The organism is Inquilinus ginsengisoli (genome assembly GCF_050434925.1).
Lineage (GTDB): Bacteria > Pseudomonadota > Alphaproteobacteria > DSM-16000 > Inquilinaceae > Inquilinus > Inquilinus ginsengisoli_B.
The window spans coordinates 2,665,341-2,681,182 of the sequence record NZ_JBNDJK010000001.1; the positions used below are offsets into that span (position 1 = coordinate 2,665,341).

A 15,842-nucleotide genomic window follows, 5' to 3' on the forward strand; every position below is an offset into this window, starting at 1 on the left:
CCGGACTTTCTCTCGCCTATGCCGCCAGCGGCCGGCCGACGGCCAGCTGCATCACGTTGGGTTCGCTGAACTGGTCGCGGTCCAGAATGCCGGCGATCCGGCCCTCATGCATCACCGCGATGCGGTCGCTGACGCCGATCACCTCCTCCATGTCGCTGGAGATCATCAGGATCGGCACGCCGCGGTCGGCCAGGGTGCGCATCAGCTGGTAGATCTCGGACTTGGCGCCGACATCGATGCCGCGCGTCGGCTCGTCGAAGATCAGGAAGCGCGGCTGCAGCGCCAGCCACTTGGCCAGCACGATCTTCTGCTGGTTGCCGCCGGACAGCTTCAGCGCGGTGGTGGTGACCGACGGGGTGCGGATGCGCAGCTTCTCGCGCTGGACCTCGGCCTCCTTGGTCTCGCCACGGCTATCGATCAGCCAGTGTCTGGCGACGCGGCTGAGGCCGGGCAGGGTGACGTTGTGGGCGATGGTCATGTCCAGCACCAGGCCGCTGCGCTTGCGGTCCTCCGGCACCAGATACAGCCCCTGGGCGATGGCCGCGCGCGGGGTGCCGATGGTGAGCGGCTTGCCATCCAGCCGGACCTCGCCGGCCAGCATCCGGTCGATGCCGAACATGGCGCGCGCCAGCTCGGTGCGGCCGGAGCCGACCAGGCCGGCCAGGCCCAGGATCTCGCCGCGGCCGACCGACAGCGTCACCTCATGGTCGGGATAGGTGGCGGTGCGCACGCCGCGGATCTCGACCGCGTCCGGCTGCGCCGCGACGGCGGGCGGGATGTACAGCGCCCGCAGGTCGCGCCCGACCATCATCCGCACCATGCGGTCGTGATGGATCTCGTCGCGGTCCAGCGCCCCGACCACGCGGCCGTCGCGCAGGCAGACCACCCGGTCGGCGCAGGCCTCGATCTCGCCCAGGCGGTGGGTGATGAAGATGATGGCGACGCCGGCCGCCTTCAGCTCCCCGATCACCCGCAGCAGCGTCTGGGTCTCGGTCAGGGTCAGGCTCGAGGTCGGCTCGTCCATGATGATGATGCGGGCGTCGAGCGACAGCGCCTTGGCAATCTCCACCATCTGGCGCTGGGCGATCGACAGCTCGATCAGCGGCGTGGCCGGCCCGAAATCGACGCTCAGCCGGTCGAGCAGCCTTTGCGTGTCGGCGTGCAGCCGGGCGGTGTCGATCAGCTTCAGCGGGCCGAAGCGCCGCGGTTCGCGCCCGATGAAGATGTTGCCGGCGACGTCGAGATTGTCGAAGAGGTTCAGCTCCTGGTGCACGAAGGCGATGCCGGCGGCGATCGCCTCGGTCACGGTCAGCGCCGCGTGCGGGGTGCCGCCGACGGTGACGGTGCCCACGGTCGGGGCCTCGACCCCGCCCAGGATCTTCATCAGCGTCGACTTGCCGGCCCCGTTCTCGCCGATCAGCCCGACCACCTCGCCGCGGCGAACGGCCAGGCTGACATCCTTCAGCGCCTGCACGCCGGGATAGGTCTTGGAGATCCCCTCCATGGCGAGGACGGCATCGGTCATGCTCGGAAGTCCGCCTGCTCTGGTCGCGAAAATCCCCTCCCCCTAACCCCCTCCCGCGAGGGGAGGGGGGACAAGGAAGGGGATCGTCGGAGCCGATGGCTCATGCTGTCGGTGCTACTTGCCCAGCAGTTCCTTCATCTGCTTCTGGAAGTCGGCGACGTTGCTCTGGTCGATCAGCCGGGTCGGGATGATCTTCAGCTTGTCGGCCGGGATGAAGGACTTGTCGCCCTCGATGTACTGGGCCAGCAGCTTCACAGTCTGGTAGCCGAATTCGTAGGGCTGCTGCACCACGGTGCCCTCGATCACGCCTTCCTGCACGCCGCGCAGCGTGACCGGGTCCTCGTCGAAGCCGACGACCTTGATCTGGCCCAGCTTCCCGGCCGCCTTCATCGCGTCGTAGATGATCGGCGTGTTGTAGGAGTAGAGGCCGACCAGCATCGCCAGGTCGTCATACTTGGTCAGCGTGTCCTCGACATTGCGCTTGGCCTTGACGAAGTCGATGTCGTCGGTGCGGACGTCGACGATCTCGATCTTGGTGCCGGCGATCGCCTTCTTGATGCCCTCGACGCGCTCACGGGCGTTGGCGTTGCCCAGCGTGCCGACGAACAGCATGATCTTGCCGCCGTCCGGCAGGGTCTTCTTGATCAGCTCGCCCGCCTGCACGCCGGCGGCGACGTTGTCGGTGCCGATATACAGCAGCCGGTTGCTCTTCGGCGCGTCGCTGTCGAAGGTGAACAGCGGCACCTGGTCGGCGGCGGAGTTCAAGAGGGCGGTCGAGTTGTCCGGATCGACCGGGCTGATGCCGATGCCGACGACGCCGCGGGCCAGCATGTCCTCGACGATGCGGCGCTGCTCGGCCGCGCTGGATTCGCCGGGAATCTTGAACTCGACGCTGTAGCCCTTGAGCTCGGAGACCGCCTTGTCGGTGCCCTTATGGGCGATGGTCCAGAAATCGGACGAGCCGTTGACGACGAAGGCGATGGTCTTGTCGGCGGCGAGCGTCGGGCCGATGGCGAGAACAGACGCGACGGCGGCCGCGAGGCCCGCCAGAATCAGGCGCTTCATTGGGTTCCTCCCGTTTTCCGAACCCGCTCTCCGGCGGGGTCGGTCAACATTGCTATTATAATCAGACAATTTGGATCACAACGGCTGGGACCGGTCAAGCCGGTGCATGCGGCGGAGCGCGCCAACCTCTGGTAGCCTCCCGCAGATGTGACGCGAATTTGAGAAAAGATATTCAAGGGAGAGCATGACGATGCCGTCTGCCGCCATCAGCCATCGACAACGGGCCTGGACGGGTTTCATGCGGCGGCACGAAGCCCTGGCGGCACAGCAGCGGGCGCTGCTGGGCGACATCCTGCGCGGCAATGCCGGGACCGGCTTCGGGCGGGAGCACGGCTTCGGCGCGGTGACTTCGGTCGAGGCGTATCGGGCGGCAGTCCCGATCCGGCAATGGGCCGACATGATTCCCTATGTCGATGCCGTCCTGGCCGGGCAGGACGGCGTGCTGACATCCGAGCCGCCCTTTTTCTTCCACCGCACCACCGGCACCACCGGCACGCCGAAGATGATCCCGTTCACCCGGCGCTGCCTGGCTCTGCAGCAGCACACGCTGCGCCGGTGGCTGGATCGCGCCGTGCTCGACAACGCCCGCCTGCTGCAGGGGCGGACCCTGGCCCTGCTCAACACGGCCATCGAGGGGTGGACCGAGCGGCACTATCCCTATGGCGCGTTGTCGGGCAGCGCCTATTTCCGCCTGCCTCCGGCGATCCGGCGGACCTTCTGCCATCCCTATGCGGCGTATCACATCGAGGACGGGGCGGCCCGGCGATATGCCCTGCTCCGCTTCGGCATCGAGCGGCCGTGCAGCTTCGTGTTCAGCGGCAACGCCGCCGCGCTGCTGGGCGTGTTCGAGTTCGCCGACCGCAGTGCCGAAGCGCTGATCCGCGACCTGCATGACGGCACGATGTGCGGCGACTTCGCGGTGCCGGACGCGATCCGCGCCATCGCCGTCAACGAGTTCCGGCCCGATCCGCAGCGGGCCCGGGCCCTGGCCGAACGCCGCCGGCGCGGCGGCCGGCTGCGCCCGGCCGACTACTGGCCCGACCTGCAGGCGCTGGGCTGCTGGATCGGCGGCTCGATGGGCCATTTCGCGCCGGCGCTGCGCGACTGGTGCCGCCCGGGGGTGCCGCTGCGCGATGTCGGCTACATGGCGAGCGAGGGCATCTTCACCATCCCGCTCGGCAATGAGAGCCCGGGGGGGATCCTGACCTTGCACACGGCGGTGTTCGAATTCGTGCCGGAGCACGAGTTCGGCCGGCCCGATGCCCGCAGCCTGCTGGCGCATGAGGTCGAGCCCGGGCAGAACTACCACATCGTCGTCACCAACACCGGCGGGCTGTACCGCTATGCCATGAACGACGTCGTCCGCGTCACCGACCGGGTGGCCGGTTCGCCGGTGCTGCACTTCCTGTACAAGGGCGGCCAGGTGCAGAACCTGCAGGGCGAGATGCTGACCGTCGATCACGTGGTCGGCGCCGTCACCGCCATGACCTCGGAGGCCGGGCTCGCCCTGCGCCACTTCCAGGTCGCGGCCGAGCTGCCGGCCCGCCGCTATGCGCTGCAGATCGAGCCGGCGGCGCCGGTCCCGGCCGCGATCCTGCCGCAACTGCTGCAGCGCTTCGACCGGGCGCTGGGTGCGGTCAACGAGAACTACGCGACGCTTCGCGGCGACCGGCAGCTGGCGCCGCCCGTGCTGCGGGTGATGAAGCCGGGCTGGTTCGACCGTCTCACCGAGGACGCTGTCGCCCGCGTGCGCCGCGACAGCCAGGTGAAGCTGGCGGTGCTGGTGGCGAAGGCCGAGCGCTCCGAGCTGGCCGACACGGTGATCGGCCTGCCTGCAGATCAGCCTTGAGGGCGGCAGAAGCGGCTTGACCTTCCCATATTGGAAGGTCGGAGAGTCGTCCGGTCCATGCGAACAGGAGCCGAACCATCATGGGTGTTCCACTGTCCTTCCGGGTCGAGGATATGACCTGCGGCCATTGCGCCGGCACGATCAAGGGCGCGATCGAAGGCACCATCCCAAGCGCCAAGGTCGAGGCCGACCCGGTGCGCAAGCTGGTCTCCGTCACCGGGACCGCCGACCGAGCCCAGGTCGCCGCGCTCATCGCCGAGGCCGGCTACACCCCGGAAGCCGCCTGACGCGGGCCCCCGGCTCAGCCATTGACCGAAAAGCGCATCGGGTCAGGGGTGAGCTGACACGCATCGACCGGCTGCCGGTCCGGCGCGTCCAGGAACTTGCCCATCAGCGTCTCGGCGCAGGGGTCGCTGCCGATCAGGCCGTGGCCCTGGTCCTGGCGCTCGACCAGGAAGCCGTTCGGCAGATGCGCGGCGGTGGCACGGGCCCAGCTCGGCGGCGTCACCGGGTCGAGCCCGCCGGACAGGATCAGGGCCGGGATGTCGCTGTCGACCGGCTGCGAGCTGAGATCGTCCGCGGCGCCGGCCGGCCAGGCCGGGCAGGTCGACCCCGGCGCGTCGCGCAGGTCGCCGGCATCCGGCGCCAGGCATTCGGCCAGGTCGTAGGCGCCGTTGGCGATGGTCGGGTCCAAGAGCCCGGTCAGCCACTGCTCCGCCGCCTCCTCATAAGCCTCGTCGCGGTCGGCATCGATGCCGGCAATCAGCGCCGGCAGGGTGGCGGCGTCGTCGCGGGAATAGAGGTCGTTGAACACCACCTCCGCCAGCAGGCCGCCGGTGAACATCAGCTCGGCATCGCCCTTGCCGTCCGGCCGTGCCACGGTGACGGTCGGCGGCTCGTCGTCCAGCCGCTCCAGCAGGGTGCGGTAGCGCCCGGCCAGGTCGGGATAGGCGGCATTACAGGTGCTGTCGGCGGCGCAGGCGGCGAAGACGCGCTGCAGTGAGCGGTCGCCGTCGGGGTCGGCCTCCTCCGACGCGGTGAACAGGCTTTCGCCGGGCGGGTAGACGCCGTCCAGGATCAGCGCGGCGATGCCGTCGGGGTAACGCCGCACCGTCTCCAGCGCCAGCCGGGTGCCGTAGGACGACCCGAACAGCACCCATCTGTCGATGCCGAGGGCGAGGCGCAGATCGGCCACGTCGCGGGCGCTGTCGGGCGTGGTGTAGCGGGTCAGGTCGTGGCCCTCGGCCTCCCAGCGGCTGCGGCAGGCGCGGGCGGCGTCGATCGCGGCCGAGGCGTTGCCGCCGTCACCCTCCGGGCCATTGCCGCGGATCTGGGCATCGACCATCTCCGGGCAGGTCAGGTTCGGCTCCGACTTGCCCATGCCACGCTGGTCGTACAGCACCAGCTTGCGCTGCTGCAGCCAGTCGTTGCGGGCGATCAGGTCCCACCAGCGAGAGATGCCGTCGGGGTCAAGCCCGGCCGCCCCGCCCGGGCCGCCCTCGAGATACAGCACCGGCGGTGCGTCGCCGAGCCTGTCGGGGGTGGACAGGATGGCAACCGCGAGCGTCACCGTGGCGCCGTCGGGCTTGTCCCGGTTCTCCGGCACGGTGACGGTGCCGCAGGTGGCGGCCCGGCCGTCGGGCACCACGAAGCTGCAGGCCCCGGCGTGGAATTCAGGGGCAGCCAGGGCCGGGGCGCCCCCGGCCAGGATCAGGGCTGCGATCAGGATCAGGCGACGGGTCATCATCGGCATTCGCGGGGCAATAGCCGACAAATTAGGCACGCCGGCGAGGCGACGCCATGCGGCAAGAGCGTCTGCTACTCCGCGGCCAGCCGCGGCGCGAGGCTTTGACTCTCCTCGGCGACCAGCTGCACCACCTGCAGGCCTCGACCCAACTCCTCGCGCAGGGCGGCGGCCTCGGCCGCGCTCCGCACCGGGGGCCGGCGCGGCGTGTCGCGGCGGGCATGGTCGAGCACGGCCGGGTCGACGCCATCCTCTACCAGCAGCAGATCGGCCCGGCGCAGCGCCGCCGCCTGCCGCAGGGTCAGGTCCTGCTCGCCGCCCGGGCCGAGGACGATCCGGGTCAGCGCGCCGACGGTGGGGCGCTCCGTCGCCACCTGGTCCAGCAGGTCGAGCGCCGTTGCCCGATCGGCCGCGCCGTCACGGTACAGCCGGCGCCAGAAGGCCAGGCGGCGGGCCGGGTCGGCGATGCGGCGGCGGATCTCCTCGCGCAGCGTGCCGGACAGGGCGGCGAGGCGGCCGAGGCCGGGCGGGATCAGTGCCTCCAGCTCCTGCCGGATCAGCCCGGCGACGGCGGGCGCGGCACCGCCGGTCGAGATCGCGACCACGATAGGGGAGCGGTCCAGGATCGCCGGCAGGATGAAGTCGCACAGCGCCGGCCGGTCGACGACGTTCAGCGGCACGCCGGCAGCCCGCGCCAGGGCGGCGCTTCGGTTGTTCGTGTCGAGGTCGCCCGAGGCGTCGATGACCAGGCAAGCCCCGGCCAGGTGGTGGGCGGCCAGCGGGCCGGGGAGGATCTCGGCGGCTTCCGCCGTCTCGGCAAAGGCGGGATCGGCCCCGACCAGCCGGATCGCGGCCCCGGCGCGGCGCAGCAGCTCGAATTTCGGCGGCGTCGCATCGCCGCCGCCGACCAGGACGCAGACCCGGCCGCGCACGGTCAGGAAGACGGGCAGGTGGGGCAGGGCGTCAGCCTGCGGCAGGGAGGGCGGCATGGGCGACGATCTCCTTCAGCTCGGGCACGCAGGAGCCGCAATTGGTGCCGGCGCCGAGCAGGGCGCCGAGTTCCTTGACCCCGATGCCCTGGCCATCCCGGATGGTCCGCAGGATCCGCTCGATGCCGACGCCGAGGCAGGCGCAGACGATGCGGCCCTCGGCCGGGGCGCCGGCCGGGGCGCGGCCGGACAAGAGGGCGCGGCGGTCGGAATCGTCCAGCTGCGGGACCTCCGCGGCGAAGCGGGCCAGCAGCCATTCCGGGTCGGGCAGCTTGCCGGGCGGGGCGACGAACAGGCATTCGGCCAGATCGCCGGCCTCCAGCGTGGCCAGGCGGAACAGGCCGCGTTTGGCATCGGCGAACTCGATCACCTGCCGGTCCTTGGCCGGCGCCAGCAGCGACCGGCCGAGGATGATGCCGTCGGCCGGCGGCTCCGGCCCGCCCAGGGCATAGATCTGGCAGCCGGCGGCGGCCCGCCGGGTCCAGTAGACCAGGCCAGTCGGCCGCATCCGCCGGCGCGACACCAGGAACCCCTCCCAGCCCAGCGCCAGCCGCTCGAGCGCGACCGGGGTGTGCTTCAGCTCCGGCTGGCCGGAGACCGGGTCGACGGCGGGGCTGGCCAGCTTGCCGACGACGCAGTCGGTGGTGAAGCGGTCGTTCCAATGCATCGCCAGGAAGGCCTGGCCGGGCATCTGGTCCGGCGTGATCCGGGTCCGGGCCAGGGCGCGGCCCCAGCCGCTCTTCAGCCGCACCAGGTCGCCTTCGGCCAGGCCGTGGCGGCGGGCGTCGTCGGGATGCAGCTCGACCGCCGGTTCCGGGCTGTTGGCGGCCAGGCGCGGCACCGCGCCGGTGCGGGTCATGGTGTGCCACTGGTCGCGCAACCGGCCGGTGTTCAGCAGCATCGGCCGGTTCTGGTCGGGGCGGTGGGCCGGGGGGCGGTGCCGCACCGGAACGAAGCGGGCGCGCCCATCCGGCGTCGGGAAGCGGCCGTCGTCGAACAGCCTCGCCGTGCCCAGTCGCCGGCCCTCAGGGACAGGCCATTGCACCGGCTCCAGCGCGTCATAGGCCTCACGGTCCAGTGCCGCCAGGGCACCGATGTCGAAGGCGCGCTCGCCGCCGTTCTCGAAGGCGGAGAGGGCGGCGTGCTCGCGGAAGATCGCGGCCGGGTCCTCATAGGGGAAGGCGTCGGCGAAGCCCATGCGACGGGCCAACTGGGTGACGATCCACCAATCCGGCCGGGCCTGGCCGGGCAGGGGGCGGAAGCCGCGCTGGCGCGAGATCCGGCGCTCGGAATTGGTGACGGTGCCGTCCTTCTCGCCCCAGCCGGCGGCGGGCAGCAGCACATCGGCCAGGCGGGCGGTGTCGGTCTCGGCGGTGACGTCGGAAACCACGACCAGGTCGCAGCGGGAAAGGCCACGGCGCAGCCGCTCCGCATCCGGCGCGCTGACCGCCGGGTTGGTCGCCATGATCCACAGCGCCTTGATCCGGCCGGCGGCGACGGCGCCGAACAGCTCCACCGCCTTCAGCCCCGGCCGTTCCGCCAGCCGCGGCGCCTGCCAGAAGCGGCGCACCCGGTCGCGTGCCGCCACGTCCTCGAAGGCCATGTGGGCGGCCAGCTGGTTGGCCAGGCCGCCGACCTCGCGCCCGCCCATGGCGTTGGGCTGGCCGGTGACCGAGAACGGGCCGGCGCCCGGCCGGCCGATCCGCCCGGCGGCGAGGTGGCAGTTGATGATGGCGTTGACCTTGTCGGTGCCCTGGGTCGACTGGTTCACGCCCTGGGAATAGATCGTCAGCGTCGCCGGGGTGTGGGCGAACCAGGCGTAGAAGCGCCGCACCGCCTCCTCCGGCAGGCGGCAGCCGCGGGCCACGGCGGCGATGTCCGGGGCGTCATCGGCCGCGGCGACGGCTGCCTCCTCGAAGCCCGAGGCATGGGCGGCGATCCAGCCCCGGTCCAGCGTGCCCTCGCGCACCAGATGGGCGAACAGGCCGTTGAACAGCAGCACGTCGGTGCCGGGGGCGATGGCGAGGTGCAGGTCGGCCTCGTCGCAGGTCGCGGTGCGGCGCGGGTCGATCACCACGATCCTGGTGCCCCGCTTCTCGCGCGCCGCCAGCAGCCGGCGGTGCAGGATCGGGTGGCACCAGGCGGCGTTGGAGCCGACATAGATCGCGAGATCCGCCTGCTCCCAATCCTCATAGCAGCCCGGAACCACATCGCCGCCGAAGGCGCGGCGGTGGCCGGCGACCGACGAGGCCATGCACAGCCGGGAATTGGTGTCGATGTTGCCGGAGCCGATGAAGCCCTTCATCAGCTTGTTGGCGACGTAGTAGTCCTCGGTCAGCAACTGGCCGGAGACGTAGAAGGCGACCGAATCCGGCCCGTGCTGCTCGATCGCCTCGCTGAAGCCGCTCGCGACGCGGTCCAGCGCCTCGTCCCAGCTCGCGGCTCGGCCGCCGATCATCGGGTCGAGCAGGCGCCCGTCCAGTCCCAGCGTCTCGCCCAGCGCCCCGCCCTTGGAGCACAGCCGGCCGAAATTCGCCGGGTGGATCGGGTCGCCTTTGACCATGTGCTCCGTCGCGTTACCTCTCCCGCCGGACGCGGGAGAGCCCGGGCTCGCGGAGCGAGACCGGGTGAGGGCTGGTCCTGGCCTCGACAAAATCCCCTCACCCGGAGCCGCCAACGCGGCTCCGACCTCTCCCGCAAGCGGGAGAGGCAACGCGTCGGCTCCACCTGAGACAGCGACACCGCAGCCGACGCCGCAATAGGGGCAGGTGGTGCGGATCTCAGCCATTGGCGACCAGCTGCGGCGAGGGCAGGCCGAGGCGGATGCGGCCGGCCTGCAGCTCGACCGCGATGCGGTGGACGCAGCCCTCGTCCGGCCCCTCGACCGATCCGGTCTCCAGGCTGATCACCCAGGCGTGCAGCGGGCAGGTGACGCTGGTGCCGTGCACGATGCCCTGCGACAGCGGCCCGCCCTTGTGCGGGCAGCGGTCATAGAGCGCGAAGACCCGGTCGTCGGCGGTGCGGAACAGGGCGATGTCGCCCTCCGGGCTCTTCACCACCCGGGCGCCCATCGTCGGGATGTCCTCGATCCCGCCGACATCGATCCACAGCTTCATGGTCATCGCTCACCCCACCTCGGCCAGGCTGCGGAACTCGTGCGCCTCGGCGCCAGCGGCGCGCTCGGCCCAAGGGTCGTTCTGCGCGAATTGCTGGGAATGCAGGAAGCGGGCGTGCAGCCGCTGGCGCGAGTCCGCGTCCTCGACCACCCGGCGCTTGACGTGGTCCAGGCCGACCCGCTCGATCCAGGGCGCCGTGCGCTCGAGATAGTGCGATTCCTCGCGGTGCAGCTGCATGAAGGCGCCGCAATATTCCAGCACCTCGGCCTCGGTCTCGACCTTGCACAGGAAGTCGGTGCCACGCAGCTTGATGCCGCCATTGCCGCCGACATGCAGCTCCCAGCCGCTGTCGACCGCGATCACGCCGAAATCCTTGATCGTCGCCTCGGCGCAGTTCCGCGGGCAGCCGGACACCGCCATCTTGAACTTGTGCGGGGTCCAGCTGCCCCAGCTCATCCGCTCCAGCGCGATGCCCATGGCGGTCGAATCCTGGGTGCCGAAGCGGCACCATTCCGACCCGACGCAGGTCTTCACCGTGCGCAGCGCCTTGCCGTAGGCATGGCCGGAGACCATGCCGGCGGCGTTCAGGTCGCGCCAGACGTCCGGCAACTGCTCCTTCTTCACGCCCAGAAGATCGATGCGCTGGCCGCCGGTGACCTTGACCGACGGGATCTCGTAGCGGTCGACCACGTCGGCGATCGCCCGCAGCTCCTTGGCGCTGGTGACGCCGCCCCACATCCGCGGCACCACCGAATAGGTGCCGTCCTTCTGGATGTTGGCGTGCGCCCGCTCATTGATGAAGCGGGACTGCTGGTCGTCGGTGTACTCGCCCGGCCAGGCGCAGATCAGGTAGTAGTTCAGCGCCGGCCGGCACTTGGCGCAGCCATGCGGCGTACGCCAGCCCAGCTCCTGCATCACCGCGGGGATCGACCGCAATTCGCGCGCCAGGATCAGCCGCCGCACCTCGTCATGGCCGAAATCGGTGCAGCCGCAGACCGCCTTGACCGTCGGGCCGCCGGCATAGCCGTCGCCCAGCGTCACCGCCAGCAGGCTCTCGACCAGCCCGGTGCAGGAGCCGCAGGAGGACGAGGCCTTGGTGTGGGCCCGCACCGCGTCCAGGCTGGTCAGGCCCTTCTCGCCGATCGCCTGGACGATGGTGCCCTTGCAGACGCCGTTGCAGCCGCAGATCTCCGCCTCGGGCGGCAGGGCGGCAACGGCCTGCTTAGGGTCCGGCGCCGCACCTCCGGCGGCCGCCAGCGCCTGGCCGAAGATCAGCCCGTCGCGCATCGCGGCGACGTCCAGGCCCTCGCGCAGCATCTGGAAGAACCAGGCGCCGTCGGCGGTGTCGCCGTACAGCACGGCGCCGGCGATGCGGTTGCCCTTCAGCACCAGCCGCTTGTAGACGCCGCGGGCGGCGTCGCGGAACACGATGTCCTCGCAATCCTCGCCGCCCTGGAAGTCGCCGGCCGAGAACACGTCGATGCCGGTGACCTTGAGCTTGGTCGAGGTGACCGAGCCGCGATACTCGCTCTCCGCCGTGCCGGCCAGCTGGTCGGCGCAGATCCGGGCCATCTCGTATAGCGGCGCCACCAGGCCGTAGGTGCGGCCCTGGTGCTGGACGCATTCGCCGACGGCCAGGATGCAGGGGTCGGAGGTGGTCATCCGGTCGTCGACCACGACGCCGCGCTCGACAGCCAAGCCGGCCTCGCGGGCCAGCGTGGTGGCCGGGCGGATGCCGACCGCCATCACCACGATGTCGGCCGGGATCACGCGCCCGTCCTTCAGCCGCACCGCCTCGACCTTGCCGTCGCCCTCGATCGCGGCGGTGTCGGCCTCGGTCAGCACGGCCAGTCCGCGCCGCTCCAGCTCGCGCTGCAGCAGATAGGCGGCGGCGGGGTCCAGCTGCCGTTCCATCAGCACCGGCATCAGGTGCAGGACGGTGACCTCCATGCCGTTGGCGCGCAGGCCGTTGGCGGCTTCCAGGCCCAGCAGGCCGCCGCCGATCACCACGGCCCGGCTGCGGCCCTCGCGCGCCGCCGCCAGCATGGCCTCGACATCGGCGATGTCGCGGAAGGTGACGACGCCCGGCAGGTCGCGCCCCGGCACCGGGATCACGATCGGGTCGGACCCGGTGGCCAGCAGCAGCCGGTCGTAGCGGCACCGGCTGCCGTCGGCGCCGATCACCTCGCGCGCCTCGCGGTCGATCGCCGCCACCCGCACCCCGGCGCGCAGGTCGATGCCGTTGGCGTCGTACCAGGCGCGGTCGTTGATGACGATGTCGTCGAACCGCTTCTCGCCGGCCAGCACCGGCGACAGCATGATGCGGTTGTAGTTCACCTGCGGCTCGGCGCCGAACACGGTGACGGCGTAGCGGCCGGGCGCGCGGGCCAGCAGCTCCTCCACCGCCCGCATCCCGGCCATGCCGTTGCCGATGACGACGAGGCTCTCCTTCGGGCCCCAGCTTCCTTCGGGCATGTTTCCCCTCCCCCCTCAGGCGGCCACGGTGGTGAAGCGCTGGCGCTCGTAGAGGAAGCGCAGCACCTGCACCCGGCACGCGGCGTATGTCGGATCGTCAGCCAGCGCCAGGCGGCGGCGCGGCCGCTCCAGCGGGATGTCCAGCACCTCGCCGATGGTGGCGCTGGGGCCGTTGGTCATCATCACGATGCGGTCGGACAGCAGCGCCGCCTCGTCGACGTCATGGGTGATCATCAGGACCGTGTTGCCGAGCGCGGCGTGGATCTCCATCACCGAGTCCTGCAGATGCGCCCGGGTCAGGGCGTCGAGCGCGCCGAAGGGCTCGTCCATCAGCAGGATCTTGGGCTGCATTGCCAGCGCCCGGGCGATGCCGACGCGCTGCTTCATGCCGCCCGAGATCTCGCCCGGCCGCTTGTCCTTGGCATGCGCCATATGGACCAGGGCCAGGTTGTGCATCACCCAGTCGTGCCGCTCGGCCGCGCTCTTGGTCCGGCCGAACACCTTGTCGACGGCGATGCGGACATTGCCGTAGACGGTCAGCCAGGGCAGCAGCGAGTGGTTCTGGAACACGATGGCGCGGTCCGGGCCGGGGCTGTCGACCACCTGGCCGTCCAGCAGCACCTCGCCGGTGGTAGAGCGGACCAGGCCGCCGACGATGTTCAGCAGGGTCGACTTGCCGCAGCCGGAATGGCCGATGATCGACACGAACTCGCCGCGGTCGATGCCCAGCTTGACGTCGACCAGCACCTCGCTGACCGCGCTGCCGCGGGTGAAGCGCATGCCGACCTGCTCGATCGAGAGATAGCTGTCCATGGTTCGTCCCCTCAGGCCGAGGTGCCGCGGGCGACGAGTGCGCCGGCGAAGCCGATCAGGCGGTCGAGGACGAAGCCGACCAGCCCGACATAGACCAGCGCCACGATGATGTCGCTGATGCGCGAGCTGTTCCACGCGTCCCAGATGAAGAAGCCGATGCCGACGCCGCCGATCAGCATCTCGGCGGCGATGATCGCCAGCCAGGACAGGCCGATGCCGATGCGCAGGCCGGTGAAGATGTAGGGCACGGTGGCCGGCAGGGTGATCTTGGTGAACACCTCCCAGGGCGACAGGCGCAACACCCGGGCGACGTTGCGGTAATCCTGCGGGATGTTGCGCACCCCGACCGCGGTGTTGATCACGATCGGCCAGATCGAGGTGATGAAGATCACGAAAATCGCCGAAGGCTCCGCCTGCTGGAACCCGGCCAGCGAGATCGGCAGCCAGGCCAGCGGCGGGATGGTGCGCAGCACCTGGAAGATCGGGTCCAGCCCACGCATCGCCCAGACGCTCTGGCCGATCAGCACGCCGAGCGCGACCCCGACCACGGAGGCCAGGGCGAAGCCGATTGCCACCCGCGACAGGCTGGTGGCGATCTGCCAGAAGGCGCCCTTGTCGACCCCGCCATTGTCGTAGAACGGGTCGATGATGAAGTCCCAGGTGTCGTCAAGCACCTTGAGCGGCGACGGCAGGTTCGAGGCCGGGCTGGAGCACAGCAGCTGCCAGGCCAGCAGCAGCAGCGCCAGCACGATCAGCGGCGGGATCACCCGGGCCGCGGCTTCGACGGCGAGACGGGACAGGACGGGGCCAAGCGGCGGCCGCGCCACCGGCAGGGACAGGACCCGGCCAGCCGGCTTCCGCGCGGCAGCCGGGGCGGGGGCTTCGGACAGGATCTGGGCTGACTGAGGCACGAGGCTGGCTCCGGCTGGCTGTCGTCGGGGCGTCAGGCGACGGTCTTGATGGCGAGGCTGGCGAGGTAGGCGTCGGGGGCATCGGGGTCGAAGACCTTGCCGTCGAAGAAGGTCTCCTTGCCGCGCGAGGTGCCGGCCGGCACCTCGGCCGCCGGTACGCCGATCGCCTGCGCGGCCTGGCGCCACAGGTCCTCGCGGTTGACCTTGGCGATCAGCCCCTTGAGGTCGACATCGGGGGCGATGTAGCCCCAGCGCCGGTCCTCGGTCAGGAACCACAGCTCGTGGCTCTGGAACGGGTAGGACGCGAAGTCCTGCCAGAACTTCATCAGCAGCGGGCTGTTCTCGACCTTGCGGCCGTCGCCGTAGTCGATGGTGCCGAGCGAACGCGGCAGGATGTCGGCCGGGGGCACGTTGAACCACGCCCTCCGGCCGATGATCTGGGCCATTTCCTCCTTGTTTTCCGGCTTCTCGGCCCAGCGCTGGGCCTCCAGCACCGCTTGCAGCAGCGCCGCCGCCGCCTTCGGATGGGCGTCGATCCAGTCGGCGCGCAGCGCCAGGCTCTTCTCCGGATGGTCCTTCCAGATCTCGCCGGTGGTGCAGGCGGAATAGCCGATGCCCTGGTGCACCAGCTGGTCGCCCCAGGGCTCGCCGACGCAGAAGGCCTGCATGTTGCCGACCTTCATGTTGGCGACCATCTGCGGCGGCGGCACCACGATGGTGCTGACGTCCTTGGTCGGGTCGATGCCGCCGGCGGCCAGCCAGTAGCGCATCCACAGGTCATGGGTGCCGCCGGGGAAGGTGACGGCGCATTTCACGTCCTGCCCCTTGGCCTTCATGTCGGCGAAGGCGGCCTTCAGCGGCTTGGCGTCGACCGTGGCGCCGGCCGGCATCAGGTCCTTGGCCACCGAGATCGCCTGGCCGTTGGTGTTCAGCCGGCACAGGATCTGCATCGGGACGGGCTTGTTCTCGGCGGTGATGGTGCCGAGCGTCATCAGATAGGGCATCGGCGTCAGGATATGGGCGCCGTCGATGCCGCCGCCGGCCGAGCCCAGCACCAGGTTGTCGCGGGTGGTGCCCCAGGAGGCCTGCTTGCTGACCGTGACCTCGGTCAGCCCGACCTTGTCGAACAGCCCCTTTTCTTTGGCGATGATCAGCGGGGCGGAATCGGTCAGGGCGATGAAGCCCAGCGTCGCCTTGGTCGTCTCCGGCCCCGCGCCCTGAGCGAAGGCGCCGGCGGGGAAGGCGGTGCGGAGCGCGGCGATGGTCGCCGCGGCGCCGGTCAGCCTGGCGGTGCCCTGCAGCAGGCTGCGGCGGTTGAGTGTCGTGGTGGTGCGGTCGCGTGCGGTCATCGAAGC

Annotated in this window: 12 protein-coding genes; 2 read left to right on the plus strand and 10 right to left on the minus strand. The window is 70.7% G+C overall.

The genetic code is table 11. The features are described 5' to 3' along the window. Positions 1–16: 16 nt before the first annotated feature. On the minus strand, positions 17–1,525 hold the full coding sequence (locus tag QFZ27_RS12570; protein WP_429226732.1) for a sugar ABC transporter ATP-binding protein: 1,509 nt from the start codon (positions 1,523–1,525) through the stop codon (positions 17–19). Positions 1,526–1,639: 114 nt separating this feature from the next. Continuing rightward, positions 1,640–2,590 carry a sugar-binding protein gene (locus QFZ27_RS12575; protein WP_429226733.1) on the minus strand — a complete coding sequence of 317 codons (951 nt, stop codon included), beginning with the start codon at positions 2,588–2,590 and terminating at the stop codon, positions 1,640–1,642. A gap of 238 nt (positions 2,591–2,828) precedes the next feature. Between QFZ27_RS12575 and QFZ27_RS12580 the strand changes: the two genes are divergently transcribed. Together QFZ27_RS12580 and QFZ27_RS12585 are read left to right on the plus strand one after the other, a co-directional pair. Continuing rightward, complete coding sequence (locus QFZ27_RS12580; protein ID WP_429226734.1) at positions 2,829–4,439, plus strand: GH3 auxin-responsive promoter family protein; 1,611 nt, start codon at positions 2,829–2,831, stop codon at positions 4,437–4,439. An 80-nt stretch (positions 4,440–4,519) separates the two neighbouring features. Further along, positions 4,520–4,726, plus strand: coding sequence for a heavy-metal-associated domain-containing protein (locus QFZ27_RS12585; RefSeq protein WP_429226735.1), 207 nt, complete (start codon positions 4,520–4,522; stop codon positions 4,724–4,726). 14 nt (positions 4,727–4,740) lie between these two features. Here QFZ27_RS12585 and QFZ27_RS12590 read toward each other — a convergent pair whose 3' ends face one another. From QFZ27_RS12590 to QFZ27_RS12625, 8 genes are all read right to left on the minus strand, one after another. Continuing rightward, on the minus strand, positions 4,741–6,183 hold the full coding sequence (locus QFZ27_RS12590; RefSeq protein WP_429226736.1) for an alpha/beta fold hydrolase: 1,443 nt from the start codon (positions 6,181–6,183) through the stop codon (positions 4,741–4,743). Positions 6,184–6,257: 74 nt separating this feature from the next. Further along, complete coding sequence (locus QFZ27_RS12595) at positions 6,258–7,172, minus strand: precorrin-2 dehydrogenase/sirohydrochlorin ferrochelatase family protein (protein WP_429226737.1); 915 nt, start codon at positions 7,170–7,172, stop codon at positions 6,258–6,260. Beyond that, entirely contained in the window at positions 7,147–9,960 is a 2,814-nt protein-coding gene (locus tag QFZ27_RS12600) for a molybdopterin-dependent oxidoreductase (protein ID WP_429226738.1), read from the minus strand. Before QFZ27_RS12600 ends, QFZ27_RS12595 begins: the two co-directional genes overlap by 26 nt. Next, positions 9,953–10,294, minus strand: coding sequence for a nitrite reductase small subunit NirD (gene nirD, locus QFZ27_RS12605; RefSeq protein ID WP_429226739.1), 342 nt, complete (start codon positions 10,292–10,294; stop codon positions 9,953–9,955). Before nirD ends, QFZ27_RS12600 begins: the two co-directional genes overlap by 8 nt. A 3-nt stretch (positions 10,295–10,297) precedes the next feature. Continuing rightward, positions 10,298–12,763: a nitrite reductase large subunit NirB gene (gene nirB, locus QFZ27_RS12610; protein WP_429226740.1), complete on the minus strand. Its 2,466-nt coding sequence runs from the start codon at positions 12,761–12,763 to the stop codon at positions 10,298–10,300. A 15-nt stretch (positions 12,764–12,778) separates the two neighbouring features. Further along, positions 12,779–13,576: an ABC transporter ATP-binding protein gene (locus QFZ27_RS12615; protein WP_429226741.1), complete on the minus strand. Its 798-nt coding sequence runs from the start codon at positions 13,574–13,576 to the stop codon at positions 12,779–12,781. Positions 13,577–13,587: 11 nt separating this feature from the next. Beyond that, positions 13,588–14,487 carry a nitrate ABC transporter permease gene (gene ntrB, locus QFZ27_RS12620; protein WP_429226742.1) on the minus strand — a complete coding sequence of 300 codons (900 nt, stop codon included), beginning with the start codon at positions 14,485–14,487 and terminating at the stop codon, positions 13,588–13,590. A 32-nt stretch (positions 14,488–14,519) separates the two neighbouring features. Beyond that, the gene (locus QFZ27_RS12625) at positions 14,520–15,836 is read right to left on the minus strand and encodes a CmpA/NrtA family ABC transporter substrate-binding protein (protein ID WP_429226743.1); all 1,317 of its coding nucleotides are present in this window, start codon (positions 15,834–15,836) and stop codon (positions 14,520–14,522) included. Positions 15,837–15,842: the final 6 nt, after the last annotated feature.